A 25316-nucleotide genomic window follows, 5' to 3' on the forward strand; every position below is an offset into this window, starting at 1 on the left:
TCCTTGCGGCGCGCGATCAGCTGGTCGCCAAGGGGGCGCGCGTGCTCGGCGATGGCGATCCGAAAATCGGTGCGCATGGCAAGCCGGTGCTGTTCCTGCATCCGAAGGATTTCTTCGGCACGCTCATCGAACTCGAGCAAGTGTGACACTAAAGCGCTCATTGGAGCTTTGAAAGACAACTGCTTTGCTCCTATAAGCAGCCTGGAAGAGGAAGAGGCGTTGAGACAGGCCTCGAGGGGAGTTCAATGGCACAGCAGATCGCCGCCGGTTTCGCCGTTTATTTCGTCATCTGGTGGATTACGCTTTTCGCCGTTCTGCCGTTCGGCCTGCGAACCCAGGCCGAGGATGGGGATATCGTCCTTGGCACCGTCGAAAGCGCGCCAACGAAATTTCGCGCATGGCGGGTGGTTCTTGTTACGACGCTGGTGTCGGCCCTGATCTATGGCGCCTGGTATATCGCCTCCCGTTATTTCGGACTGAGTATAGATTCCATCCCGCAGATCGTTCCAAGCTACAAATGATCCATGAAAATTGTAGATGAAAGTTGCCTGGAATGCGGGTGCCTTGCGATCGCCATCAATTCGTCACACGCTTGTCATGAGCGTGGCGCAAAGAATTTACAGTTTGTGTATATTATTTCAGCATAAGCACGAGGCAAATATTCCCGGGAAGTCCGTGGGCTGTCGAGGCTGAGCTGAGAAAGCAAAAAAAAACAAGGCTGTAAGCCTTGTTTTAAAGTATCGCGTGATCCTTATCCGTTACCGGGGCTGCGAACGAGCGCGCCTAAGATCTGATCCTCCCAAGACTTGACCGCGAAACGGCAAGAATTTAGCCTTCCTGCCTCTTTTGTGAGCTAAAATTAGCTCAAACATTGAGCTTTGTCATCTGTTTTTTTTCTTTTTTGCTACAGCCGCGCAGAAATTTTCTGTTGATGGATTTTCGTTGTAAATCCTTATAAATGTGCGCTTTTTCGAAAGATTGAAAATAGGCTGTATCGCCTGAATTTCCGGGCATTTGCCAAATTCTTCCATTGCAGAATGCGGGTTTCCTTCCTGCGGCGAAGCAGTTATGAACTGCCTCCAGTACATAATTTTCTAACGATTCCGCAGGGAGCGGAATCTCAAACCGTCTGGAACAAGCGTCATGCGTCTGTCTCGTTACTTCATGCCCATTCTGAAGGAAAATCCTAAAGAGGCTGAAATTGTTTCCCATCGGCTCATGCTCAGAACCGGCATGATCCGCCAGCAGTCGCAGGGCATCTATTCCTGGCTGCCATTGGGCAAGCGCGTGCTTGACAAGGTCAATGCGATCATTCGCGAAGAGCAGAACCGCTCCGGCGCCATCGAGCTTTTGATGCCGACGCTGCAGTCGGCCGAGCTTTGGCAGGAAAGCGGCCGTTACGACGCCTATGGCAAGGAGATGCTGCGCATCAAGGATCGTCAGGATCGGCCGATGCTGTACGGCCCGACCAATGAGGAGATGATCACCGATATCTTCCGGTCGTCCGTCAAGTCCTACAAGGACTTGCCATTGAACCTCTATCATATCCAGCTGAAGTTCCGTGACGAGATTCGTCCGCGCTTCGGCACGATGCGCTCGCGCGAATTCATGATGAAGGATGCCTATTCCTTCGATCTGACCCTGGAAGGCGCCGTACACTCTTATAATAAGATGTTCGCCGCCTATCTGCGCACCTTCAATCGCCTTGGTCTCAGGGCGATTCCGATGCGTGCCGATACCGGCCCGATCGGCGGCAATCTCAGCCACGAATTCATCATTCTCGCCGATACCGGCGAGTCCGAGGTCTTCTGCCACAAGAATTTCGTCAATTTCGACATTCCGGGCGAAGACACGAATTTCGACGATGTTGCCGGCCTGAAGAGCATCTTCGACAAGTGGACCTCGGTCTATGCCGCCACCTCGGAAATGCATGACGAGGCCGCATTTAATGCCATTCCGGAAGGCGACCGCCTGTCCGCGCGTGGCATCGAAGTCGGCCATATCTTCTATTTCGGCACGAAATATTCCGAGCCGATGGGCGCGAAGGTGCAGGGTCCTGATGGCAAGGAGCATGCTGTCCACATGGGATCTTACGGTATTGGCCCGACACGCCTTGTTCCCGCCATCATCGAAGCATCGCATGATGAGAACGGAATCATCTGGCCGGAATCGGTCGCGCCGTTCGATGTCGTGGTGATCAACATGAAGGCCGGCGACCAAGCCTGCGATGAGGCTTGCGAAACGGTCTATGCCGCTCTGTCGAAGGCAGGCAGGGACGTGCTGTACGACGATCGCGACGAGCGCGCCGGAACGAAATTCGCGACGGCCGATCTGATCGGCGTGCCCATGCAGATCATCGTCGGCCCGCGTTCGATCGCGAGCGGCGAAGTGGAAGTGAAGGACCGTAAGACCGGCGCTCGCGAGACGATGACGGTCGAGGCTGCGATCAACCGGCTGGCAGGCTGATTGACGATACAAAGGATGAAAGGCGAATGGCGGTGAGCGCGGCAGTGGAACAACAGGAAAATTCGTTCAAGGCCAGCCCATCGTCTCGCCCGTTCTCCGGTTTCGAACGGCTCGTCGCTTGGCGCTATCTTCGCTCCAGGCGCAAGGAAGCCTCTATCTCGGTCATTGCCGGCTTCTCGCTGGTTGGCATCATGCTCGGCGTCGCGGCGCTGATCATCGTCATGGCTGTCATGAACGGTTTCCGCGCCGAGCTCTTCAAGCAGATTCTCGGCTTCAACGGCCATGTGGTCGTACAGCCGATCGATTCGCCGCTGAGCGACTATGCTGATCTGGCGAAGAAATTTTCGGCAGTTCCGGGCGTCACGATGGCCTTGCCGCTCGTCGAGGGTGAAACGCTCGCCTCAGGCCGCGGCGGCTCCGGCACCGGCGCACTGGTGCGTGGCATCCGCTCCGAAGATCTGACCAAGCTCAAATCGGTCTCCGACCACATCGTTTCCGGCGACATGGTCGGCTTCGCTTCCGGACAGGGTGTTCTGGTCGGCAGCCGGCTGGCGCGGCAGTTGGGCCTGACGGTCGGCGACCAGATTACGCTGACCGCGCCGGATGGTGACGTCACGCCTTTCGGCGTCAATCCACGCGTCAAGGCATACACGATCTCGGGGATCTTCGAAGTCGGCATGTCTGAATATGATTCCTCCGTGGTCTTCATGCCGCTGGAGGAGGCGCAGGTCTTTTTCAATGCTCAAGGCATCGTCGAGAAGATCGAGCTCTTTATCACCAATCCCGATGATGTGGATAGGTTGCGGCCGGAGATCGAAGAGGCCGCGGGGCGGCAAATCTTCCTGACCGACTGGCGCCAGGTCAACGCCACCTTCTTCTCGGCTTTGCAGGTCGAGCGCAATACGATGTTCATGATTCTGACGCTGATCGTCCTTGTCGCTGCATTGAACATCATTTCGGGTCTTATCATGCTGGTGAAGGACAAGGGCAGCGATATCGCCATTCTGCGCACCATGGGCGCGACATCGGGCGCAATCATGCGCATCTTCTTCATGACGGGCGCGGCGATCGGTGTCGTCGGCACACTTGCCGGCGTGATACTCGGTGTCCTGGTCTGCCTGAACATCGAGTCCATCCGCCAGTTCTTCTCCTGGATCTCGGGTACGGTCATCTTCAATCCGGAAGTCTACTTCCTCAGCAAATTGCCGGCACAGATGAATCTTGGTGAAACCATTTCGGTTATCGTGATGGCGCTCACGCTTTCCTTCCTTGCGACCATCTTTCCGGCCTGGCGTGCCTCGCGGCTCGATCCGGTGCAGGCGCTCCGCTACGAATAAGGAATCCGCATTTGATGAAACGCAACGTGGTTCTCCAGCTCTCCGGCGTGGAGCGTCATTACGGGCAGGGCGAGACGCGGCTGTCGATCCTGAAGGGAACGGATTTCGCGCTGCGCAGCGGCGAGATCGTTGCGCTGGTCGCACCGTCGGGGACCGGAAAGTCGACGCTGCTGCATGTGGCCGGACTGCTTGAGCATCCCGATGGCGGCGAGGTGCTCGTCAATGGCCAGGCTTGCGAAGGCTTGTCCGACGATAGGCGCACTGCCGTACGCCGGAGCGAGATCGGCTTCGTCTATCAGTTCCATCACCTGCTTCCGGAATTCTCGGCGCTTGAGAATATTATGATGCCGCAGCTTATTTCCGGTCTTTCGCGCAAGGATGCGAGCGAGCGGGCGTCTCAGCTTCTCGATTACATGCGCATCGGTCATCGCGCCGATCACCGCCCCGCCGAATTGTCCGGCGGCGAACAGCAGCGTGTCGCGATCGCCCGCGCCGTTGCCAATGCGCCGTTGGTGCTGCTGGCCGATGAGCCCACCGGCAATCTCGATCCGGATACCGCCCATTATGTTTTCGATGCATTGGAAGCATTGGTGCGTCAGTCGGGCCTTGCGGCGCTGATCGCCACCCACAATCACGAACTAGCCGCCCGCATGGATCGCCGTGTCACGCTGAGCGACGGCAAAGTGGTCGAGGTTTGATCGCTCCCGTCAGGGAACGATCAGCCCACCGCGATAATCCAGCTCATAGGCCTTGCGGTCCTTGACCATGATAGCCTCATGGCCGGTGAAATGGTTGCACGATCCGCTACTGCGGTCGATATAGCGGCCGTAGGCGTGTTCGAATTCGAAGCCGCCTAGAAAGCGTTTTTCGTCAAGATAGAGGCGCAGAAGCGCCGCCTTGATGACCATGCCTGCACGCGTTCCGTCGATCAGATCGGGTTCGATGATATGGCCGAAATAATTCATGGCCCAGACCGGCTGGTCGTCATGCCAGACAAGTTCCTGTCCAGCGAAATCCGTGCCGCCGAAATAGCTGTCGAGATAGCGCCAGCGGCCGCTCGCATAGCCGATATCATGCGAACCGCTGCGGCAAGACGGCAGCCTCTTGCCGTCACCGACATAGGTCTCGGCTTTGGCGACGACAATAAAATCGTTCAGCGCGGCAAGATCCGGCATGACCCTCTCCAATGTTGGTGAGTTTGCACGATGCCATTGGTCGGGCTTTTTGTAAAGAACAAAAAGGGAACAAATGCCGCTATTGGCCGTTTCCGCATGCCTTTTGACCGATATCGTCCTGCCAGTCCTGGATACTGACGGTCTTGGCATCCGCCTTCAACGTCTTGCCGTCCTTCGTCACCTTGCCGGTCAGCACATTATAGTCGCAGCTATGGCTGTTATCCGGTTCGAGCGTATCGCGGGAGTCGTAAGTGTAGCCGGCAACCACGAAGTTGTTGTTGCGATAGGCAAGCGTCAGCGTCTGATGCCAGCGATCGCGGCCGATGGCATCGTTCTGCGAGGCGATCGCGATCGAACCATTCGGCAGTGCGGCGATCGACGGTTCCTGGCCGTAGACGCCATCCGGTGCGACACTGCCCCATATCTTGTCCGGTGCGCTTGCGGCCAGTTTCAGCAGGGAATGTTCGTCATTGCGTAGATAGATATAGATGCCGATGGCCTGATCGTCCGGTGTGGGCGCCACCAGAAGGGCGAGGTCCGGCTTGCCGTCCTTGTTCCAGTCGCCGACCGCGGCATCAGCGATGCGGCTGGGCGCGATCGTGTCTTCGGTGCGAGCCGTCGTTGCAGTCAAGAGAAGGATAAGAGCGCAGCCAAGTGATTTCATCGTGATCTCCCTGTTTGCATCTGCATAGCGCTGGGCAATTCCGGCGTCTATCGGAGGGCGGAAAACCGGCTGATGAAATTTATTGATGCATGTATTGACTCTCGAACAAAAATGGAACAAAAAAGAAACATAACGAGTAAGGAGCGCGTAAATGACCGATATTATTCGAGACGTTGCAGCATTCACCTCCATCGTCATGTTCGTTGCCAGCTTTTCCCTTATCATGATGGCGATGTGAATTTTATCCCGATATACACATGCCGTTTCCATGTTTGATGGGAGCGACTTCTGGACTTTATGGTCCGTAATGCCGAAAATGCCGCCGATTCATTTGGGCATGCGGAAGGGTATGAGATGGCGGAAGCGGGTGGCAGCGGCGCAGTGGCTCCGGTTGGCGAAATGCCGGAATTCGTGCACCTCAGGGTCCATTCCGCCTATTCCCTGCTAGAGGGCGCACTGCCGCTCAAGAAGATATTGGCCAAGGCGGTCGGCGATAGCCAGCCGGCCATTGCTATCACCGATACCAACAATCTTTTCGTTGCCCTCGAATTCTCGCAGAAGGCGATGGATGAGGGGCTGCAGCCGATCATCGGCTGCCAGGTATCGATCGATATGGAAGATGGCAGCGAAGGCGAGAAGCGCGGACCGCAGCAGGCTTTGGCAAGACTGCCGTCCATCGTTCTGCTCGCTGCCACGGATCAGGGCTATGAGCGCCTCGTCGACCTCGTCAGCCGAGCCTATCTCGGCGGCGAAGGCAACAGCGCCGTTCACATCGCCAGCTCATGGCTGGATGAGATCGGCACGGAGGGCATGATCGCGCTTACCGGTGCGCTGACCGGCCCGGTCGATATGGCGCTGAAAGAAGGGCACGCCGTGCAGGCGCGCTCTCGGTTGCTGACCCTGAAGCGCCAGTTCGGCGACAGGCTTTACGTCGAATTGCAGCGCCATGGCACCTATGATCGTCGCCACGAGCAGAAGATGATCGCGATGGCTTACGAGCATGAGATTCCACTCGTGGCCACCAACGAAGCCTTTTTCCCGACGCGTGACGATTATGATGCGCACGATGCGCTGATGGCGGTCGCCCACAATGCCATCGTCTCGGACGATACCCGGTTCCGCCTGACGCCGGATCACTATCTGAAGAGCCGCGCCGACATGGCGAAGCTTTTCGCCAATCTGCCGGAAGCGCTTGAGAACACGGTCGAGATTGCGCGGCGCTGCTCCTTCATCCTGAAGACGCGCAAACCGATCCTGCCGCGCTTTACCGGCGCCACCGACGATGCGCAGGAAGCCGAGCGCGCCGAGGCGGCCGAGCTGCGCGCCCAGGCGGTCGAGGGTCTCGACCAGCGTCTCGCCTCGCTCGGCATGGCGCCGGGCTATGCGGAAAAGGATTATCGCGAGCGGCTGGAGTTCGAACTCAGCGTCATCGAGCGCATGAAGTTTCCCGGCTACTTCCTGATCGTTGCCGACTTCATCAAATGGGCCAAGCGCCACGATATCCCAGTCGGCCCCGGCCGCGGTTCCGGTGCTGGCTCGCTGGTCGCCTATGCGCTGACGATCACCGACGTCGATCCGCTGCGCTTCTCGCTGCTGTTCGAGCGCTTCCTCAATCCGGAACGCGTCTCGATGCCGGACTTCGATATCGACTTCTGCCAGGACCGGCGCGAAGAAGTGATCCGTTACGTGCAGGCTAAGTATGGCCGCGAGCAGGTGGCGCAGATCATCACCTTCGGTTCGCTGCAGGCGCGCGCCGCCCTTCGTGACGTCGGCCGCGTGCTGGAAATGCCCTATGGCCAGGTCGACAAGATCTGCAAGCTGGTGCCCAACAATCCCGCCAATCCGACCCCGCTCAGCAAGGCGATCGAGGAGGAGCCGCGCCTGCAGGAGGAGGCGGACAAGGAGCCGGTCGTCGCCCGTCTTCTCAATATCGCCCAGAAGATCGAAGGCCTTTATCGTCACGCTTCGACCCATGCCGCCGGCATCGTTATCGGCGACCGTCCGCTGTCGAAGCTCGTGCCGATGTATCGCGATCCGCGCTCCGACATGCCGGTCACCCAGTTCAACATGAAATGGGTGGAGCAGGCTGGTCTCGTGAAGTTCGACTTCCTCGGCCTGAAGACCCTGACGGTCCTGAAGACGGCCGTCGATTTCGTCGCCAAGCGCGGCATCTCGATCGATCTCGCCGGCATCCCGCTCGACGACAAGAAGACCTACGACATGCTCTCGCGCGGCGAAACGGTCGGCGTATTCCAGGTGGAAAGCGCGGGCATGCGCAAGGCGCTGATCGGCATGCGTCCCGACTGCATTGAGGACATCATCGCGCTCGTGGCGCTCTATCGTCCCGGCCCGATGGAGAACATCCCGGTCTATAATGCCCGCAAGCACGGCGAGGAAGAGATCGAATCGATCCACCCGAAGATCGACTATCTTCTGAAGGAAACGCAGGGCGTTATCGTCTACCAGGAGCAGGTGATGCAGGTTGCCCAGGTGCTCTCGGGCTATTCGCTCGGCGAAGCCGATCTTCTGCGCCGCGCCATGGGCAAAAAGATCAAGGCGGAGATGGACCAGCAGCGTGAGCGCTTCGTCGACGGTGCCATCAAGAACGACGTTTCGAAGGGGCAGGCCGATGTCATCTTCGATCTCCTGGCAAAGTTCGCCAACTACGGCTTCAACAAGTCGCACGCCGCCGCCTACGCCATCGTCTCCTACCAGACCGCCTATATGAAAGCCCATTATCCGGTGGAGTTTCTGGCGGCGTCGATGACGCTCGATATGTCCAACACCGAAAAGGTCAACGACTTCCGACAGGACGCCAAGCGTCTGGGCATCGAGGTCATCGCGCCTTCGGTGCAGACCTCGTTCCGTCATTTCGAGACGGGCGACAACCGCATCTATTATGCGCTGGCAGCAATCAAGGGCGTCGGCGAATCCGCCGTCGATCATATCGTCGAAGTGCGCGGCGACCAGCCATTTGCCGGCATCGAGGATTTCTGCCTGCGCATCGATCCCAAGCAGATCAACCGCCGCGTTCTGGAAAGCCTGATCTGCGCCGGTGCTTTCGATTGCTTCGAGATCGACCGTGCGCAACTGATCGCCGGGCTCGACCGCATCATGGGCTACGCGCAAGTGGCGCAGGAAAACAAGCGCAGCGGCCAGCATGACATGTTCGGAAGCGCCGCGTCCGGACCGGAAAAGATCATGTTCCCTCCCTACGCGCCCTGGCTTGCCTCGGAGCGGCTGCTACGCGAATTCCAAGTGCTCGGCTTCTATCTGACGGCGCATCCGCTCGATACTTACAAGAGCGTGCTCGACAAGATGCGCGTGCAGCCTTTCGCCGATTTCTCAGCCGCGGTGAAGCAGGGCGCGAGCAACGGCCGCCTGGCCGGCACTGTCATTTCGAAGCAGGAGCGCAAGACGCGCACCGGCAACAAGATGGGCATCTTCGTCTTCTCCGATGCTTCAGGGCAATTCGAAGCCGTGCTCTTCTCGGAGACGCTCAACCAGTATCGCGACGTTCTCGAAGTCGGCAAATCCTTTGTCATAACCGCTCAGGCGGATGAGCGTCCTGAGGGCATCAGCCTGCGGTTGCAGACTGCGCAGTCGCTGGAAGAAAAGTCGCTGCAGATGCAGAAGGCGCTGCGGGTCTATGTCCGGGATTCCGGTCCGCTGAAGGCGGTTGCCGCGCATCTGAACGCCAAGGGCGATGGCCTCGTCTCCTTCATCGTCATCAAGGAAGAGGGATTGCGCGAAGTGGAGGTGGCGCTGCCGGAGAAATATCGCATCACACCGGAAATCGCCGCGGCACTGCGCACGGCGCCGGGCGTGATCGACGTGGAGCTGGTTTAGCCCTTTTTCCCGAGTGCGCCGTTGTTGGTGACGGTGATGAAATCAGTCTCGTTGCCGGTTTCCGGCCCGATGCCGGTGTCGGAAATCGTCAGCGACGAGCCCGCCGTCAGCATATCCTCGATGCGATGGCGCACATCGTCGGGAATGGTGATGCGGCTAAGTGCCTGCCCGGCGGCATCGAACGATTGCGATTGCTCCTCGCTGGTGATGCCGAAGCGTTTTTTCGTCTGCTTGCTCAGGTCTTCTTCGAGGGTCATGCCGAACCAGTCGGCCTTGCCGCTGATGCGGTCGATCGAGTTGGCCGTGAAGAAATGCACGCCGAGCGCCTCTTGCGGCTCGGCAATGACGGCAGGGCCTTCGAAGAGCGGCCTGAAGTTCTGGCGAACCATGATCGCTCCGTTCGGCGGCTCGCCCTTGCCGGCGGCGGCATAGACCGCTTTCATCAGCGCGGGACTGACGAGGCTGCCGATGGTCTTGATGTTGTGCGCCTTCTTGAAATCTTCGATCGCCTGCATCGTGGCAGGCCCGAGCATGCCGTCAGGCGTTCCGGTGATGAACCCCATCCCGTTCAGAATGCCTTGGAGGTCGCGCACATTTTCACGCAGGCCGCGCCGGGTGATGAGGATGCTGAGCGGCGCGGAATCGGCAGGTGATGCAACGATCTCCTGGACCTTCGGTATCTGGATCGAGGTGATATCGTTCGTCGCAACCTGCAGCGATTGCCCCTGCGGCAGGAAGCTTGCGGTCATGGGACGAAGCTCGATGCCGGAGAACAATGCTGGCGGAGGTGCTGCCAGCGGCTGGAACAGCATCGCGTTTTCGAAGGGCTGGGGCACCAGCGGTTGATCGGCGATGACGACATGCACGCCGCGCTCGGTCATCTGATAAAGCATCTTGGCGAAGACCTTGGGCATGCGTACGCAGCCGTGAGATGCCGGATAATTCGGGACCGAATTGGATTCGTGTAACGCTATGCCCGACCATGTCAGCCTTTGCATGAAAGGCATGGGCGCAGCCGAATAGAGATTGGACTCGTGATAGACCTTCTTTTCCAGAATGGAGAAGATGCCGCTCGGCGTCGTGTGACCACGCTTGCCGGTCGAAACCTTCGAGGTCGCGATCACCTTGTCGCCGTCGTAGACCGAAAGCGATTGCCTGTCCTTCGACACCACGATCTGCAAGGTTCGGGCATCCGGCCCGGCAAAGGCGGGATGGGAAAGGGTGGTGGCTGACAGCAACCCGAGCCCAAGCAACAAAAACGGCTTCATAGACACAACCAAACGCAATACTCGTAGCGCCTAAAGTTAGGCTTCGAAGTTTAAGGAAGACTTGCCGAAAAGGAATGCCGTGTTGCTGCCACCAAGACGCGAAACTGCTTCACTGTGGCCCGATAAGGCATCGCCGAAACGGAGCGGTGAAACTCCGCTTCGGCGCGATCATTGAAGGCCCTCGGCACCGAAGGTTCAGCGCACGCTGGAGGCTATCCAGTTGTGCCAGTCCTGTTCGCTGCCATGGAAGGCATTGAGGTCGATCCTGCCGTCAACGCCGTGGGAGACGCCGGAGCCGGAATATTGCCAGAACAGCCATTTGCGGCCGGGATAGACCTTGGAGGGATGCTGAGCCACGGCGCGCAGCCAGAATGGATAGTTGAGCAGCTCGCCGCTCAGATTGTCGCGATAGAAATCCGGTGCGGTGTAGACGATCGGACGCTGGCCGTAATGCTTTTCCAGCCTGTCCATGAATACCTTCATCTTGGCAAGCACCTGCTCGCGCGGGGGGCGCCGCTTGCAGCTCGATTCGCCGTTCCATTCCACGTCGATGACGGGCGGCAAAGCACCCGCTTCCTTCGGGACGTTGCGGATGAACCAATCGGCCTGCTCTCCGGCGGTCCGGCACCAATAGAAGAAGTGATAAGCGCCATGCTTCAGACCGGCCTGCTGGGCAGCCCGCCAGTTCTTCCTGAACATCGGATCGAGATGGTCGCCGCCATCCGTCGCCTTGATGTAGACGAAGTTGGCGCCCTGGGTGCGCAGCGTATTCCAGTCGATCTCGCCCTGCCAGCGGGAGACGTCGACGCCGTGGACGGCGAGCTTGCGAGGCGACGTGGATGCGCCGAAATTGATCGGCTTGGCATCGCGGAAACGATGGCTGTAGATCTGCATCGGCTGCTGCCGCAGGGCGCGCGGCACCGGGTCTGATGGCGCAAGCATGGCGAGCGGCCGTTGCAGCGGCACAGGGGTGTCGCCGTCGCTTTGGTCGGAAGGCATGAGCCCCTCCGGACGCGGATTCGCCGGCATCGCGACCGCGAGAGCCTGCTGTCGCTCGACACGCGAAACCGTTTCGCCGATTTCGACCGACGGCGTCGCCCTGCTGGTCTTTGCGATGGAGCCCGTCAATTCCTTGGAGGGCGGGGCGGCTTGCGCGGCTTCGCGCTCACCTCGGGCGGCGCAGCCTGAGATCGTCAGGCAAGCGAGAAAAATGGTCGATACAGCCGATAGACGCATAGGAACCCGTACGCAAAACACAATCGACGGCGGATCCGCGCCGTTCGGAAGTTACAGACTCCGAGTCCTAATGGAAATTTACCAAAAAAGTTTGAATCCGAGCTTTCTCGCGCAAGGAATCGCGCACGTAGGCGGATTTTTGGCCGGCCGGACAAAAGTCACCGATCGATGATATATTGGAAGTCTTTGTTATTTATGGCGTTTATCGGCAAATGTGTAACCTGTCTCGACCGTGTTGTTGCCGAATTTTTCTCGCAGCTTGTCCATCGCCGCCTCGGCAGCGGCTCGTCGCGTCGCCTGTTCGTCGATGAGATCGGGCGGGTCCGCGCGGCCGGCATCGCCAAGATCGGTGACGCCGATGCCGATAAGGCGGAATTTCGTGCCGTCAGTCTCATGTTCGAGCATGCGCAATCCCGTACGGAAAATCCTGTCCGCGAGCTGCGTCGGATCTTCCAGGCGGCGGTTACGCGTGCGGGTCTTGAAATCCGAGGTCTTCAGCTTGAGGACGACGGTCTGGCCAGCAATGCCGCTGCGCTTCAGGCGCCGTGAAACCTTTTCAGAAAGATCGCGCAGGATCGGCGCGAGATCGTCATGGCGGGAGATATCGTCGAAGAAGGTGGTCTCGGAAGACACGCTCTTTGCCGCTTCGTTCGGATGCACGGTTCGATCGTCGATGCCGCGCGCGAGGCGGAAAAGCCGCTGTCCGATGACGCCGTAGCGGCGCATGAGATCGCCTTCCTCCATGCCCTGCAATTGACCGATGGTGCGGATGCCGTCGCTTTCGAGCGCCGCGGCAAAGGCCTTGCCGACCCCCCAGATGGTCGTGACCGGCCGCGGCTCCAGGAAGGAGAGGGCTTCATCGCGGCCGATGACGGAGAAGCCCCGCGGCTTCTGCAGGTCGGAGGCTACCTTGGCGAGGAACTTGCAATAGGAAAGGCCGACGGAGATGGTGATGCCGATCTCCTGCTCCACCCGCTTGGCGAATTTGGCGAGGATGCGGGCCGGCGGATCGTGATGAAGCCGCTGCGTGCCGTCGAGCTCGAGAAAGGCCTCGTCGATCGAAAGCGGCTGCACCAGCGGTGTCAGTTCCTGCATCATGCCGCGAACCTCACGGCCGACGCGGACATATTTTTCCATGTTCGGGCGGATGACGACGGCCTGCGGGCACGCTTCCAGCGCCTTGAACATCGGCATGGCGGAGCGCACTCCATGGATGCGGGCGATATAACAGGCGGTGGAGACGACGCCGCGCTTGCCGCCGCCGACGATGACAGGCTTGTCGGCCAGCTCAGGATTGTCGCGTTTCTCGATCGATGCATAGAAGGCATCGCAATCGATATGCGCCAGCGTCAGCGCGTAAAGCTCCCGATGGTAGACGAGACGAGGGCTGCCGCAGCTCCGGCAGCGCGTGCGCGCGGCCGATTGCTCGCTCAAGCAATCGCGACAGAAGCCGGAGATCTTGTCGGGCGCACGGGTCATCGAACGAGAACAAAAATTGAACATCGCCACTTTATGATCTAAGCTTGCGAGTCTCAAGCTGGAAAACTGCCGGGGAGGCGCGAGTGCAGAACTTAATCGTGGAGCCGTTGACGCCGGATCGTTGGGGCGATTTCGAGACTTTGTTCGGGCCAAGCGGTGCGTGCTATGGCTGCTGGTGCACCCATTTCCGCGTGCCGACATCGCAGCGCAAGACGATGGACGCGGCAGCAAAGAAGCGGCTGATTCGGGAGCGTATCGCGGCCGGGCCGCCGCCCGGCCTTCTGGGCTATGTCGATGGGCAGCCTGTCGCCTGGGTGCAGGTTTGTCCGCGCACCGAGCTGCCGCAGTGGAATTCGCCGAAAACGGTATCACGCCCGCTCGATCCGGCTGATGCGGAAGACAGCTCGGTTTGGGCGGTGAGCTGTTTCTTCATGAATTCGAAGGATCGCGGCAAGGGACACAGCCACCGGATGTTGTCGGAGGCGGTGAATTTTGCCCGCGCTTCCGGCGCCCGACTGCTGGAGGGTTGTCCGATCGAGCGTACGAAGCAGTCGAAATCCGTCGGCCTATATGTCGGCTCGCAGCGCATATTCGAGGCTGCCGGGTTTTCGGAAGTTGCGAAGCGCAAGGATGGCAGGCCTCTGATGCGCCTCGTCCTTTGAAAGGTGGCTCGGATGAGGTCAGCGCGCGATATGGGCCTGGATCAACGGCGCGGCCTGGCTCCATTCGTTAGCTTCCGGAATACCCGCGGCCACGGCCGGCGCCATGCGGTGGACGATGGAATCCGGTTTCAGATTGATAAGGAGGCACTCCGGAACATGTTCGCTGACCGAATGCAGATTGTGGGCCATGTCGTCGATAAAGGCGACGGGCATCGCGCGCTGCCTGTGCAGCGAGCGTACGATCGGCCCCTTCGGCTGCAGCGACGCGAGCAACGGATAGGCAAGCTCGAGCCTGTCGAGGAGCCGCCGTCTTTGCGCCCAGAATTGCGGTGGCATCGCCGTAAGGAAAACGATGTCCGCATCCTTCGAAAGGTCCTCGAGCGCATTGACGACGCAGTCGAAGGGCGTCTGCCATTGTTCCTGCGCTTCGAAGAAGGCTTCGATCAGCCGGTGGACATCCTTTTCTTCCAGCGCGGAACCATCGCCCTTGGAGACGATGTTGCCTGTCAGCCGGAACGAACGCGGCAGGAATTCATAGCCTTCGCCGTCGATGAAGGCCAGGAAAGGCGCAAAGAAATGCAGGACGACGTCATCGACATCGCAGACGATCAGTGGCCGCTCCTGCAGCCGGATATGCGACACATCGAATTCGAACGGGGCATCCATGGTCAATATTCTCCGGAGGCAAGGCCGGGCGGCGAGAAATGTGCCGACGCGGCAGCGACGGCCTCCGGCGGAATGCCGCTGGTCTCGCAGAAGGCCAGCAATGTCGGTTCGTGGTTCATGAGGAAATCGAGCATGCCAGCGAGAAAGGCAGGTTCGTTGATGGCGTTGCGTACCTGCGCCGGTTCGACGCCCGTCAGTGCCAAGAAGCGGCCGAACATGTCCGGTTCATTGGCCAGCCAGCCGAGCACGGCGATCGCAGTCTCTTGCGGGTCGGCCGCGCTCTTCTTCGGGTTCTTGAAGTTACTTTGCATTTTGAAGGGTGAGTTACCTATTTTTCAACCAAATGCCGGTAGTTTGCGATTCAACTATTTCTGGAATCGGTTCCTCGCGACCCTATATTTCGAGAGAATGGATGCAATACCGGATGCAGGGACAGCTTTCCATGCCTAAGCAGGTAATGATTGTAGAAGACAATGAGCTCAATATGAAGCTCTTTCGCGACCTGATCGAGGCTTCCGGCTATACGACGATCCAGACCCGCAACGGCATGGAGGCGCTCGATCTCGCCCGCAAGCATCGCCCGGATCTGATCCTCATGGATATCCAGCTTCCGGAGGTTTCGGGCCTCGAAGTCACCAAATGGCTGAAGGAAGACGACGATCTGCACGTGATACCTGTGATCGCAGTCACGGCCTTCGCCATGAAGGGCGACGAGGAGCGCATTCGCCAGGGCGGTTGTGAAGCTTACGTTTCAAAGCCGATTTCGGTGCCGAAATTCATTGAAACCATTAAGACCTATCTGGGCGACGCCTGACGATGGGGAAGAGCTTATGACCGCACGCATTCTGGTAGTCGACGATATTCCGGCCAACGTAAAGCTTCTGGAAGCGCGGCTGCTGGCCGAATATTTCGAAGTGCTGACCGCCGAAGATGGCTTGAAAGCGCTTGCCATCTGCGCGAATACGCAGGTCGATCTCATCCTTCTCGATATTATGATGCCCGGCATGGATGGTTTCGAGGTGTGCGAGCGCCTGAAGTCCGATCCCCGCACCGCCCATATTCCCGTTGTCATGGTCACGGCGCTCGATCAGCCCGCCGACCGTGTGCGCGGCCTGAAGGCAGGCGCCGACGATTTCCTGACCAAGCCGGTCAACGACCTGCAGCTCATTTCGCGCGTCAAGAGCCTGCTTCGTTTGAAGACCCTCAGCGACGAACTGCATATGCGCAACGAAACCGCGCGCAATTTCGGTATCGACGATCTGATGCGGGTAGGCGACGGCCGTACCGAGGAAACCGGGCAGGTGCTGCTAGTCGATGGCCGCGCCAATTCGCAGGAGCGCATCATCAGGACGCTCAAGCCAATTGCCCAGGTTGTCGCGATGTCCGATCCGCAAGCTGCCCTGTTCGAAGCGGCAGAGCAGTCATTCGAACTGGTCATCGTGAATTCGAATTTCGAGGATTACGATCCTCTGCGGCTGTGCTCGCAGCTTCGCTCGCTGGAGCGCACGCGTTTCTTGCCGGTACTGCTCGTGACGGAGCAGGGCGCCGACGAGATGGTCGTTCGCGCGCTCGACCTCGGCGTCAACGACTATATCGCCCGGCCGATCGACCCCAACGAGCTGGTGGCCCGCTGCCTCACGCAGATACGCCGCAAGCGCTACAACGACCGTTTGCGCGCCAGCGTTCAGCAGACGATCGAGTTGGCCGTGACCGATGCGCTGACCGGTCTGAACAACAGGCGCTATCTGGACAATCACCTCAAGGTGCTTTTCGACCGCTCGATGGCACGGGGGCGGCCGCTCTCCGTTCTGATCACCGATATCGACAGGTTCAAGACTGTCAACGACACCTATGGGCATGACGCTGGCGACGAAGTATTGAAGGAATTTGCCGCGAGAATCCGCTCCACGGTACGCGGTGCCGACCTTGCTTGCCGCTACGGCGGGGAGGAATTCGTCGTCGTGATGCCGGATACGGCTGCCGATGTCGCCGCTGCGGTCGCCGAGCGTCTGCGCGCGGCGGTAGAAAATATGCCGGTGAAACTGCGCGACGGCGGCGTTTCCCTTAACATTACTGCATCCTTCGGTATCTCGTGCCGTTTGGAGGCAATCGACACGCCTGAGCAATTGATGAAGCAGGCCGATCTCGCGCTTTACGAAGCAAAGCGGGCTGGCCGCAACAGGGTGGTCGCCGCGGCAGCCTAAGGAAAATAATCACTGGAAGCGGGACTGCCCGTTAATATTGAGGGTATTTTTTAGGTTTTGAACAACGGCTGGAAATTTTTCACTCTTCTCCCGCCGGCGATGCCACTTCGGCTCAGTTGAAAGAAAGGAATAATACCTTTGTTTTTGACCTGAGGGAATACTTTAGATTCTGAAGTTCTTTTGCGATACTCCTGTGGATTTTATGTGTAATTTTGTTTTATTTGCAGTTTTCTTGATAAGATTAAGTGGAGAGAAGGAAGGTTAACTGAGAATAGCTTGTATATTAAAGTTTTCTATAATATCTGCATTTGAGATTTGCTGATTGTGTGGAGGTTATATGTTTATTCTTGCGTCTTTCACGATTTGTTTCGCTAAAACTATTAAGCTTTCCTTTCTGCCGAAGACATGAATTTTAACCATGCAAGCAGACAAGCATTTTTTATCATTAAGAATTTGTTGATTTTCTTCCGATTTCGCGCGAATTTAGTCCCATAGATGGACAGCCCGCAAGGGTTTCAGGATACCCCATGATGCTCAGGTCCGCCGCATCTCCTGGGTCGTGGGGTCGGTCGGCTGGCAGGCAGAAATATGACGGTTCCTCGTGCCGTTTTGCAGGCTAGCCGGCCCCCAATTTAAAACGCCGCTCTTCGTTGATCGAAGGCGGCGTTTTTTCTTTCGATGATCGTCGGGCGCTGTCTCGGGCGATGCAGCAAAATCGGACGTCGGTCGCGGAGGTGCCGCCGGAAATGCGGAGCTGTCGCTGCAAACAAAAAAGGCGCTGACCCGCGGGTCGCGCCTTTTTGTAACCTGAAGTTTAGGAAGCTTACTTGATCTTCGTTTCCTTGAACTCGACATGCTTCTTAGCGATCGGGTCGTACTTCGTCTTCGTCATCTTGTCCGTCATCGTACGGCTGTTCTTCGTCGTGACGTAGAAGAAACCGGTGTCGGCCGTCGACAGCAGCTTGATCTTGATGGTGGTAGCCTTGGCCATAGTCGTCCTGCCTTTAATAAAAATGAACGCCGTGGACGGCCGGTGCGGAGGTCCACGGCGAATTCTGGCGCGAAACTACAAATCGCGCCCGAAAAGTCAACCCCTGTTGCTCATGAAAAGCAGCCGTATCCCCGAAAGCAGGACATAAAGGCCGAAGAAAAAAGCAACAGCCCAAGCAAAGCCGCTGGGATTCGCCAGGTCCATGGCCGTGCCGATCGTCGGCGGGCCTAGGACCATGCCGACGGCGTAACAGAAGACGAAGGCTGCGTTGGCCGCAACGAGGTCGACGCCGGTCAGCCGCGTGCCGAGATGGCTGAGACCGACCGTATACATGCCTGAAACGCAACCGCCCCAAAAGAGCAGAATGGTGGCGAGAATGATCCAGTTCGACGACAGGGAGGGCAGCAGAAGCGCGCCGACAAGGCCGATGGTTGCCATGATCGATAACAGCGGCCGCTTGTCGCGCATACGGTCAGCGAGCAGCCCGAGCGGGATCTGGAAGACGAAATTGCCCACGCCCATGACAGTCAGCAGCAGCGCCGCCTGCGATTCGTTGAAGCCGAGGCGCGTAGCATAGCTGGTGAACAGCGACCCGCCGCCGACGGTCACCGCGCCGAACACGAAAACCGCAGCCGTCGCTGTTGGAACGAGGAAGATATATCGGACAAAATGCAATTCCGGCTTTTCGTCGACGATGGGGCTCTCGTTGCGGGCGATGAAGATCGGAATGGCTGCGGCAAGGATGATGCAGGCACCGATGATGAAGGGCATCAGGCCCTCGCTGCCCACCAGGGAAAAGAGCAGGGGACCAGCTGCAAATCCGAGAGAGAAAACCGTGGAATAGAGGCCGAGCACGAAACCGCGCTTGGAAGGCGGAGAGGCGGCATTGATCCAGAATTCCGACAGGATGAACAGCGTCGTGGTCGCGCCGTGGAAAACGATCCGGAGCGGAAACCACAGCAGCAGATTTTCCGCATAGTAAAATCCGAGCGAACTCAACGCCGAAAGGAGGACCGCCCAGATCATTGTCTGTACGACCCCGAAGCGATGGGCGAGTTTGGTCGTGATGACCGCGGCCAGCATCGAGGCCACTCCCATCATCGCTGTGTTGAGCCCGATCAGGCTCGAAGGAACGCCGCGCTTTTCGAGAATGATGCTCAGAAGCGGCAGGCCGAGCCCGATGGCGATGCCAACGGCGGATACGGACGCGATGGCTGCGACGAGCGAAGGCCAGTGAATTTCTTCGACATGGCCGGCCTTGTCGTTCGTCGGTTCAAGCATAAACAAAATCCTGGGGCATGAGGCGGGCGAATCGGTCTGAACACGGGACACGGGAAGGCACGGCTCGGCCGAATTCAGGTGGCGGGTCGGCTTTCATGTGATCGGTCACCCCTCTGCAATGGTCCCTATGACGCGGGGCATGTTCAGACAAGAAATGCTGCTCGTGTCAAGCTGTTGCCGGCAAAGCAATCCGCATGAACCAAGAATAAGCAGCAAATCGCCAGTAGCTGCCGATGTCAGGGCACGATGCGCGGAGGCGCTCCTTGGCATCGACGGAAACGGGCAACACGGGCCGGACGACATGTTCACGATCGGCCGTTTCCCTGATCCCATTCCTCCGGGCTGTCGTCATGTCCCCCAAAACCATGCATGCGCAAGGCCCATTGCAGGCCGATGACGCCGCCCTTGATCGGCTGAATGACGGCAAGCGCGGCAATGATCGTGATGGGCGTCCAGAGGACGAAATGCGCCCAGAGCGGCAGTTTGAAGGCCATGTCGGTCAGCATATAGCCGCCGACGATAAGGTGGCCCAGAACCAGGATCACCAGATAGGGCGGCAGGTCGTCGGCGCGCTGATGAGAAATATCCTCGCCGCATACCGCACAATGATCGACCGGCTTCAGAAAGGCGCCGAAAAGCCTGCCGGTGCCGCAGCGCGGGCAGCGGTTCAGCATACCGCGGGCAATCGATTGTCCGAGGGGGCGCTCGCTCTGGTCTGAACCGCCGAAGCGGGTGGGGGAGTCGGATGGGCTGCCCGTCATGAATGCGCTTCCTCCATGCCGGCAGCCGTCCTCTATCTACGGCCGCGCGGCGGTCTCGTGCCCGGTGCCTTGCGGGCCTGGTTCTTGTTGCGGCGGGTCGCCTTGTGGAAGGAGCGCACTGCCGTCGGCATAGGCTTGCCCTCGCTCAGCATCTCGAAGCGCAGCGCTCCGGCAAGCGGCACGGCTTCTGCCAGCCTCACCGTCACATCGTCGCCGAGACGATATCCGAGCCCGGTTCTTTCGCCCGTTAGCGCCTGATGCGCTTCGTCATAGATGAAATAATCGGTGCCGAGGGTAGATATAGGAATGAAACCGTCCGCGCCATAGTCGGGCAGGGTGACAAAAAGCCCCGATTTGGTAACGCCGCCGACGCGGGCTTCGAATTCTGCACCGACGCGGCCGGCGAGATGATGGGCGATGAGCCGGTCGACCGTCTCGCGCTCCGCCGCCATAGCGCGGCGCTCGAAAGTCGAGATTTCGGCGGCGATATCGTCGAGCGACGCTTCTTCCTCCGGCGTGATGCCGCCCTCGCCGAAGCCGAGCGAGCCTACGAGCGCACGGTGTACGATCAGGTCGGCATAGCGCCGGATCGGCGAGGTGAAGTGCGCGTATTTCATCAGATTGAGGCCGAAATGCCCGATATTGTCGGGGCTGTAGATCGCCTGGCTCTGCGAGCGCAGCACCATCTCGTTGACCATGGTCTGGTGCGCGGTACCCTCGGCTTTCGCGAGAATACCGTTGAAGCTGTTGGCCCGCACGTTGCCGCCCTTGGCAAGCGAGATACCGAGAGTAGTCAGGAATTCGCGCAGCACTTCCTGCTTGGCGAGTGTCGGGCCATCGTGGATGCGGTAGATGAGAATTTGCTTCCGCTTTTCCAGCGTTTCGGCAGCGGCGACGTTCGCCTGGATCATCATTTCTTCGATGAGCTTATGCGCGTCGAGGCGCGGCGGCACGAAGACACGATCGACGGTGCCGTCCGCCTTCAGCAGGATCTTGCGCTCCGGCATGTCGAGCTCGAGCGGCTGACGCCGGTCGCGGCCCTTTTTCAGAATTTCGTAGGCGTGCCAGAGGGGCTTGAGGATCGGCTCCAGCATCGGCCCGGTCTTATCGTCGGGCTGGTCGTCGATCGCCGCCTGCGCCTGCTGGTAGGAAAGCTTGGCCGCACTCTTCATCATGATGCGATGGAAAGTGTGTCCCGCCTTGCGCCCCTCCTTGGAGAAAATCATTCGCACAGCGAGGGCAGGACGATCGAGGCCTTCCTTCAGCGAGCAGAGATCGTTGGAGATGCGCTCGGGCAGCATCGGCACGACGCGATCTGGAAAATAGACCGAATTGCCGCGTTTCAGTGCTTCGCGATCGAGCGGCGAATTCGGACGCACATACCAGGAGACGTCGGCAATGGCGACGGTGACGATCACGCCGTCCGGATTGTCGGGCGAGGGGTCCATCTCGGCGTAGACGGCGTCGTCATGGTCCTTGGCATCCGCCGGGTCGATGGTGATGAGCGGCAGGCTGCGCCAATCCTCGCGATGCGACATGGTTGCCGGTTTGGCCGCATCGGCTTCGGCAATGACTGCAGCGGGAAAGACGTGCGGGATACCATGCGCGTGAATGGCGATCATCGAGATCGCTTTTTCCGAGGCGACGGAGCCGATGACCGACAGAACCTTGGCGCGCTGCAGGCCGAAGCGGCCGAGACGCGCGACTTCGACTTCGACCAGATCGCCGTCCTTGGCGCCGCCGGTATAATCCGGATCGATCACCATCTCCTCGCCGCGCCGCTCGATCGGCATGAGACGGCCACCGCCGCCGGGCGTTTCGCGAAAGACGCCCATGGTAGCGCCCTGCCGCTTGTCGATCACCTTGATGATACGGGCCGTATAGGCCGGGCCGCCGCGATCCACGGCCGGGAAGATCTTTGCGAGAATGCGATCGCCCATGCCGGCGACGGGTGCCCTACCCTTGCCGTTGCGGCCTGCGGGCGAGGAGGATTGTTTGATCAAGACAGCCGGAGCGACGCCATTTTCCTCAGCCCATTCCGCTGGACGGCCGATCAGCATGCCGTCCTTGTCGCGGGTGGTGATATCGAGAACGGCGATCGGCGGCAGCGCGCCGGGGCGGATGAGCGACTTGCGGCTCTTCTGCACCATGCCTTCTTCTTCAAGCTCGCGCAGCAGTTCCTTCAGCGCGACGCGGCTTTCGCCTTTCAAGCCGAAGGCCTTGGCGAGCTCCCGCTTGGACGCCTGTTGCGGATGATCGGCGATGAAGCGCAGAAGGACCTCGCGCGGCGGCAGCTCACCATGGACGATCGCCATCATCGGCTCGGCGTCGCCGCGTGCCTTACCGGCGCGGCCGGGTTTGCCGGAATGCCGTTCCGACGATGGATTCCTGCCGCGCGGTTCTCTGCTCACTCTGCACTCTTCTTTTTCGCTGCCGTCTTGGCCGAAGGTTTCTTTGCAGCAGCCTTCGGCTTGGCGGTCGTTTTCGTCACTTTTGCGCCGGCGGCCTTTGCCTTGGCGGGCGCCTTCTTGGTGGTGCCGCCGCTCTTGCCGGCCTTGGCGGCGATTAGCGCCAGGGCCTCCTCGACCGTGATCGCCTGCGGGTCCGTGCCCTTCGGCAGCGTCGCATTGACCTTGCCCCAATTGACATAGGGGCCGTATTTGCCGTCGCGAACGGTGATCGCGCCGCCGCCGTCCGGATGCTCGCCGAGCTCCTTCAGCGCCGCTGCCGCACCGCGCGCCTTGCCGCCGGCTGCCTTGCTCTGCTTTTCGGCAATCAATGTCACCGCGCGGTTGAGGCCGACCGTAAAGACGTCTTCGACGCTTTCGAGATTGGCGTAGCTGCCGTCGTGCAGCAGGAAGGGACCATAGCGGCCGATGCCGGAAGAGATCATCTTGCCGGTTTCGGGATGCTTGCCGATGTCGCGTGGCAGCGAGATCAGCGCCATCGCCTTCTCATAGTCGATATCTTCGGGCTTCCAACCGCGCGGCAGCGAAGCACGCTTGGCATCCTTGCCGTCGCCGCGCTGGATATAAGGCCCGAAGCGGCCCGAACGCAGCGTCAGCTCTTCGCCCGTCACCGGATCGGCGCCAAGCGCCTTCGGCTCGTTCAATCCGTTGGACTCGGCCTCTGCGCCACCTTCCGACGAAAGCTGTCGCGTATAGTTGCATTCTGGATAATTCGAGCAGCCGACGAAGGCGCCGTATTTGCCGAGCTTCAGCGACAGGTTGCCGGTGCCGCACACCTGGCAGATGCGCGGATCGCTGCCGTCTTCCCGCTTCGGAAAGACAAGCGGCGCTAGCGCGTCGTTCAGCGCGTCCAGCACGTTGGTGACGCGCAGTTCCTTCGTATCTTCGATCTGGGCGAAGAAATCGCGCCAGAAGTCGCGCAACACGTCCTTCCAGTTCAGCTCGCCGGCCGAGATACGGTCGAGCTTCTCTTCCAGATCGGCCGTAAAGTCATACTCCACATATTTAGTGAAGAAGCTTTCGAGGAAGGCTGTGACCAGCCGGCCCTTGGCCTGCGGCACCAGCTTGCGTTTGTCGATGGTCACGTAGTCGCGGTCGCGTAGCGTCGCGAGCGTCGCCGCATAGGTGGACGGGCGGCCGATGCCGAGTTCTTCCATCTTCTTGATCAGCGATGCTTCCGAATAGCGCGGCGGCGGTTCGGTGAAATGCTGGGTCGAATTGATCTTCTGCTTTGCGAGATTCTCGCGCGCATTAATGTCAGGCAGACGGCCGCCTTCTTCGCTATCGTCGCTCTGCTCGCCATCTTCCTTCTGGTCGGTATAGGCGGCGATGAAGCCGTCGAAGCGAATGACGGAGCCGACGGCGCGCAGGCCGGCCTTCTTGCCGGCGTTGTCGGCCAGAATCTCGGCCGTCGTGCGCTCGATTTCGGCCGATGCCATCTGGCTGGCGATGCCGCGCTTCCAGATCAGGTCGTAGAGCCTGAGCTGATCGTCATCGAGGAACTTGCGGATGCGGTCCGGTACGCGGTCGAAGTCGGTCGGTCGGATCGCTTCGTGCGCTTCCTGCGCATTCTTTGCCTTGGTAGAATAGAAGCGGGCCTTTTCCGGCAGGTAGCGGTCGCCGAACTGGTTAGCGATGGCGTGGCGTGCCGCATCGATAGCTTCCGGCGCCATCTGAACGCCGTCGGTACGCATATAGGTGATGAGACCGACGGTTTCGCCGCCGATGTCGACACCTTCATAGAGCTTCTGCGCCACCTGCATGGTGCGCGAAGCCGAGAAGCCGAGCTTCGAGGAGGCGGCCTGCTGCAGAGTCGAAGTGGTAAAGGGCGGACTCGGATTGCGCTTGACCGGCTTTGCCTCGACCGTATCGACGACATAGGAGGCGCCTTCGAGCAGCGCCTTCAGCCTGCCGGCGTCTTCGCCGTTGCCGATCGCACGCGGCTGCAGGCGCTTGCCGTCAGCAGATACAAGGCGGGCTTCGAATTCGTCGCCGCGCGGCGTCTTCAGGATTGCCGAGAGATTCCAGTATTCTTCCGATATGAAACGTTCGATCTCCGACTCGCGGTCGCAGACGAGGCGCAGTGCGACGGATTGAACGCGGCCGGCAGAGCGGGCGCCCGGCAGCTTGCGCCAGAGAACCGGCGACAGGTTGAAACCGACGAGATAGTCGAGGGCGCGGCGGGCGAGATAGGCGTCCACCAGCGGCACGTCGATGTCGCGCGGCTCTGCCATGGCATCGAGCACGGCCTTCTTGGTGATGGCGTTGAAGACGACACGTTTCACCGGCTTGCCGTTGATGGCGCGCTTCTTGTTCAGCACGTCGAGCACATGCCAGGAAATGGCTTCACCCTCGCGATCCGGGTCGGTCGCGAGAATCAGGCCGTCGGAGGTTTTCAACGCGTCGGCAATGTCCTTGATGCGCTTTTGCGAGGCACCATCGACTTCCCACAGCATTTCGAAATCCTGATCCGGCAGCACCGAGCCGTCTTTGGCGGGCAGGTCGCGCACATGGCCGAAGGATGCAAGAACCTTATATCCGGGTCCAAGATATTTGTTGATTGTCTTGGCCTTGGCAGGCGATTCCACCACTACAACGTTCATCGTCAAGTCTCTGAATATGAGGTCGCGCCGGTATAAGGCGCGGGAGATGCCGGGTTTTTCCGTCTTCCCGGCCCCCCGACATGGACAGGGAAATCGTCGCGGTCAAGAGGCTACTGCATAATTCCTTAAATCGGAATCGATTGAAGGATAAAATTATGCAGCACGTTTAACGTGTTGCAGCGGCCTTTGCGCGTCATATGTGACGC

20 protein-coding genes and 1 pseudogene are annotated in these 25316 nt (G+C 59.4%); 9 read left to right on the forward strand and 12 right to left on the reverse strand.

Features of this window, described 5'->3' with window-relative positions:
- The 5 genes and pseudogenes from Q4Q11_RS14495 to Q4Q11_RS14515 all read left to right on the forward strand — a co-directional run.
- Positions 1-146, forward strand: a pseudogene (locus Q4Q11_RS14495) (methylmalonyl-CoA epimerase); the annotation flags it as partial.
- Between the two features lie 99 nt (positions 147-245).
- Positions 246-521 (forward strand): DUF1467 family protein, encoded by a 276-nt coding sequence (locus tag Q4Q11_RS14500; RefSeq protein WP_112511138.1) that lies wholly within the window; start codon positions 246-248, stop codon positions 519-521.
- A 622-nt stretch (positions 522-1143) separates the two neighbouring features.
- The gene (gene proS, locus Q4Q11_RS14505; protein ID WP_498569929.1) at positions 1144-2466 is read left to right on the forward strand and encodes a proline--tRNA ligase; all 1323 of its coding nucleotides are present in this window, start codon (positions 1144-1146) and stop codon (positions 2464-2466) included.
- Between the two features lie 26 nt (positions 2467-2492).
- A complete protein-coding gene (locus tag Q4Q11_RS14510) occupies positions 2493-3803 on the forward strand; it encodes a lipoprotein-releasing ABC transporter permease subunit (RefSeq protein WP_112511141.1) in 1311 nt (436 codons plus the stop codon).
- 14 nt (positions 3804-3817) lie between these two features.
- Complete coding sequence (locus Q4Q11_RS14515; RefSeq protein ID WP_112511143.1) at positions 3818-4501, forward strand: ABC transporter ATP-binding protein; 684 nt, start codon at positions 3818-3820, stop codon at positions 4499-4501.
- Between the two features lie 9 nt (positions 4502-4510).
- Here Q4Q11_RS14515 and Q4Q11_RS14520 read toward each other — a convergent pair whose 3' ends face one another.
- Positions 4511-4978, reverse strand: a complete 468-nt coding sequence (locus tag Q4Q11_RS14520) for a DUF5680 domain-containing protein (RefSeq protein WP_112511144.1) — start codon at positions 4976-4978, stop codon at positions 4511-4513.
- A 79-nt stretch (positions 4979-5057) separates the two neighbouring features.
- Positions 5058-5642 (reverse strand): hypothetical protein, encoded by a 585-nt coding sequence (locus Q4Q11_RS14525; protein WP_498569930.1) that lies wholly within the window; start codon positions 5640-5642, stop codon positions 5058-5060.
- Positions 5643-5996: 354 nt separating this feature from the next.
- Here Q4Q11_RS14525 and dnaE point away from each other — a divergent pair, with 354 nt between their 5' ends.
- Positions 5997-9491, forward strand: a complete 3495-nt coding sequence (gene dnaE, locus Q4Q11_RS14530; RefSeq protein ID WP_498569931.1) for a DNA polymerase III subunit alpha — start codon at positions 5997-5999, stop codon at positions 9489-9491.
- Here dnaE and Q4Q11_RS14535 read toward each other — a convergent pair.
- The 3 genes from Q4Q11_RS14535 to Q4Q11_RS14545 form a co-directional block, all read right to left on the reverse strand.
- A complete protein-coding gene (locus Q4Q11_RS14535) occupies positions 9488-10759 on the reverse strand; it encodes a L,D-transpeptidase family protein (RefSeq protein WP_498569932.1) in 1272 nt (423 codons plus the stop codon). The two genes, dnaE and Q4Q11_RS14535, sit on opposite strands and share 4 nt — an antisense overlap.
- Positions 10760-10954: 195 nt before the next feature.
- Positions 10955-11995 (reverse strand): glycoside hydrolase family 25 protein, encoded by a 1041-nt coding sequence (locus Q4Q11_RS14540; protein WP_498569933.1) that lies wholly within the window; start codon positions 11993-11995, stop codon positions 10955-10957.
- A 189-nt stretch (positions 11996-12184) separates the two neighbouring features.
- The gene (locus Q4Q11_RS14545) at positions 12185-13474 is read right to left on the reverse strand and encodes a DNA polymerase IV (protein ID WP_498569934.1); all 1290 of its coding nucleotides are present in this window, start codon (positions 13472-13474) and stop codon (positions 12185-12187) included.
- An 83-nt stretch (positions 13475-13557) separates the two neighbouring features.
- Between Q4Q11_RS14545 and Q4Q11_RS14550 the strand changes: the two genes are divergently transcribed.
- Positions 13558-14136, forward strand: a complete 579-nt coding sequence (locus Q4Q11_RS14550) for a GNAT family N-acetyltransferase (RefSeq protein WP_498569935.1) — start codon at positions 13558-13560, stop codon at positions 14134-14136.
- Between the two features lie 18 nt (positions 14137-14154).
- Here the strand turns inward: Q4Q11_RS14550 and Q4Q11_RS14555 are convergent, their stop codons facing one another.
- Together Q4Q11_RS14555 and Q4Q11_RS14560 are read right to left on the reverse strand one after the other, a co-directional pair.
- Positions 14155-14802 carry a hypothetical protein gene (locus tag Q4Q11_RS14555; RefSeq protein WP_112511154.1) on the reverse strand — a complete coding sequence of 216 codons (648 nt, stop codon included), beginning with the start codon at positions 14800-14802 and terminating at the stop codon, positions 14155-14157.
- Between the two features lie 2 nt (positions 14803-14804).
- A complete protein-coding gene (locus tag Q4Q11_RS14560; protein ID WP_112511156.1) occupies positions 14805-15113 on the reverse strand; it encodes a DUF3572 domain-containing protein in 309 nt (102 codons plus the stop codon).
- A 131-nt stretch (positions 15114-15244) separates the two neighbouring features.
- Between Q4Q11_RS14560 and Q4Q11_RS14565 the strand changes: the two genes are divergently transcribed.
- Together Q4Q11_RS14565 and Q4Q11_RS14570 are read left to right on the forward strand one after the other, a co-directional pair.
- A complete protein-coding gene (locus tag Q4Q11_RS14565) occupies positions 15245-15616 on the forward strand; it encodes a response regulator (protein ID WP_028754034.1) in 372 nt (123 codons plus the stop codon).
- A gap of 16 nt (positions 15617-15632) precedes the next feature.
- Positions 15633-17006, forward strand: coding sequence for a PleD family two-component system response regulator (locus Q4Q11_RS14570; RefSeq protein ID WP_498569936.1), 1374 nt, complete (start codon positions 15633-15635; stop codon positions 17004-17006).
- A gap of 823 nt (positions 17007-17829) precedes the next feature.
- Here Q4Q11_RS14570 and rpmG read toward each other — a convergent pair.
- The 5 genes from rpmG to topA form a co-directional block, all read right to left on the reverse strand.
- Positions 17830-17997 (reverse strand): 50S ribosomal protein L33, encoded by a 168-nt coding sequence (rpmG, locus tag Q4Q11_RS14575; RefSeq protein ID WP_003587245.1) that lies wholly within the window; start codon positions 17995-17997, stop codon positions 17830-17832.
- 96 nt (positions 17998-18093) lie between these two features.
- Positions 18094-19278 (reverse strand): MFS transporter, encoded by a 1185-nt coding sequence (locus Q4Q11_RS14580; RefSeq protein WP_112511161.1) that lies wholly within the window; start codon positions 19276-19278, stop codon positions 18094-18096.
- A gap of 305 nt (positions 19279-19583) precedes the next feature.
- Complete coding sequence (locus Q4Q11_RS14585; RefSeq protein ID WP_112511163.1) at positions 19584-20039, reverse strand: DUF983 domain-containing protein; 456 nt, start codon at positions 20037-20039, stop codon at positions 19584-19586.
- A gap of 32 nt (positions 20040-20071) precedes the next feature.
- The gene (gene rnr, locus Q4Q11_RS14590; protein WP_498569937.1) at positions 20072-22450 is read right to left on the reverse strand and encodes a ribonuclease R; all 2379 of its coding nucleotides are present in this window, start codon (positions 22448-22450) and stop codon (positions 20072-20074) included.
- Positions 22447-25110, reverse strand: coding sequence for a type I DNA topoisomerase (topA, locus tag Q4Q11_RS14595; RefSeq protein ID WP_498569938.1), 2664 nt, complete (start codon positions 25108-25110; stop codon positions 22447-22449). Before topA ends, rnr begins: the two co-directional genes overlap by 4 nt.
- Between the last annotated feature and the right edge of the window lie 206 nt (positions 25111-25316).

Source organism: Rhizobium sp. UFLA01-1127, from assembly GCF_059803845.1.

Excerpts from the sequence above, each read along its gene's own strand:
- Q4Q11_RS14580 (WP_112511161.1), bottom strand. The coding sequence starts at position 19,278 with ATGCTTGAACCGACGAACGACAAGGCCGGCCATGTCGAAGAAATTCAC.
- Q4Q11_RS14535 (WP_498569932.1), bottom strand. The coding sequence starts at position 10,759 with ATGAAGCCGTTTTTGTTGCTTGGGCTCGGGTTGCTGTCAGCCACCACC.
- Q4Q11_RS14565 (WP_028754034.1), top strand. The coding sequence starts at position 15,245 with ATGCCTAAGCAGGTAATGATTGTAGAAGACAATGAGCTCAATATGAAG.
- rpmG (WP_003587245.1), bottom strand. The coding sequence starts at position 17,997 with ATGGCCAAGGCTACCACCATCAAGATCAAGCTGCTGTCGACGGCCGAC.
- Q4Q11_RS14585 (WP_112511163.1), bottom strand. The coding sequence starts at position 20,039 with ATGACGGGCAGCCCATCCGACTCCCCCACCCGCTTCGGCGGTTCAGAC.
- dnaE (WP_498569931.1), top strand. The coding sequence starts at position 5,997 with ATGGCGGAAGCGGGTGGCAGCGGCGCAGTGGCTCCGGTTGGCGAAATG.
- Q4Q11_RS14555 (WP_112511154.1), bottom strand. The coding sequence starts at position 14,802 with ATGGATGCCCCGTTCGAATTCGATGTGTCGCATATCCGGCTGCAGGAG.
- Q4Q11_RS14510 (WP_112511141.1), top strand. The coding sequence starts at position 2,493 with ATGGCGGTGAGCGCGGCAGTGGAACAACAGGAAAATTCGTTCAAGGCC.
- Q4Q11_RS14540 (WP_498569933.1), bottom strand. The coding sequence starts at position 11,995 with ATGCGTCTATCGGCTGTATCGACCATTTTTCTCGCTTGCCTGACGATC.
- Q4Q11_RS14545 (WP_498569934.1), bottom strand. The coding sequence starts at position 13,474 with ATGACCCGTGCGCCCGACAAGATCTCCGGCTTCTGTCGCGATTGCTTG.
- Q4Q11_RS14500 (WP_112511138.1), top strand. The coding sequence starts at position 246 with ATGGCACAGCAGATCGCCGCCGGTTTCGCCGTTTATTTCGTCATCTGG.
- proS (WP_498569929.1), top strand. The coding sequence starts at position 1,144 with ATGCGTCTGTCTCGTTACTTCATGCCCATTCTGAAGGAAAATCCTAAA.
- Q4Q11_RS14515 (WP_112511143.1), top strand. The coding sequence starts at position 3,818 with ATGAAACGCAACGTGGTTCTCCAGCTCTCCGGCGTGGAGCGTCATTAC.
- Q4Q11_RS14520 (WP_112511144.1), bottom strand. The coding sequence starts at position 4,978 with ATGCCGGATCTTGCCGCGCTGAACGATTTTATTGTCGTCGCCAAAGCC.
- Q4Q11_RS14570 (WP_498569936.1), top strand. The coding sequence starts at position 15,633 with ATGACCGCACGCATTCTGGTAGTCGACGATATTCCGGCCAACGTAAAG.
- topA (WP_498569938.1), bottom strand. The coding sequence starts at position 25,110 with ATGAACGTTGTAGTGGTGGAATCGCCTGCCAAGGCCAAGACAATCAAC.
- Q4Q11_RS14525 (WP_498569930.1), bottom strand. The coding sequence starts at position 5,642 with ATGAAATCACTTGGCTGCGCTCTTATCCTTCTCTTGACTGCAACGACG.
- Q4Q11_RS14560 (WP_112511156.1), bottom strand. The coding sequence starts at position 15,113 with ATGCAAAGTAACTTCAAGAACCCGAAGAAGAGCGCGGCCGACCCGCAA.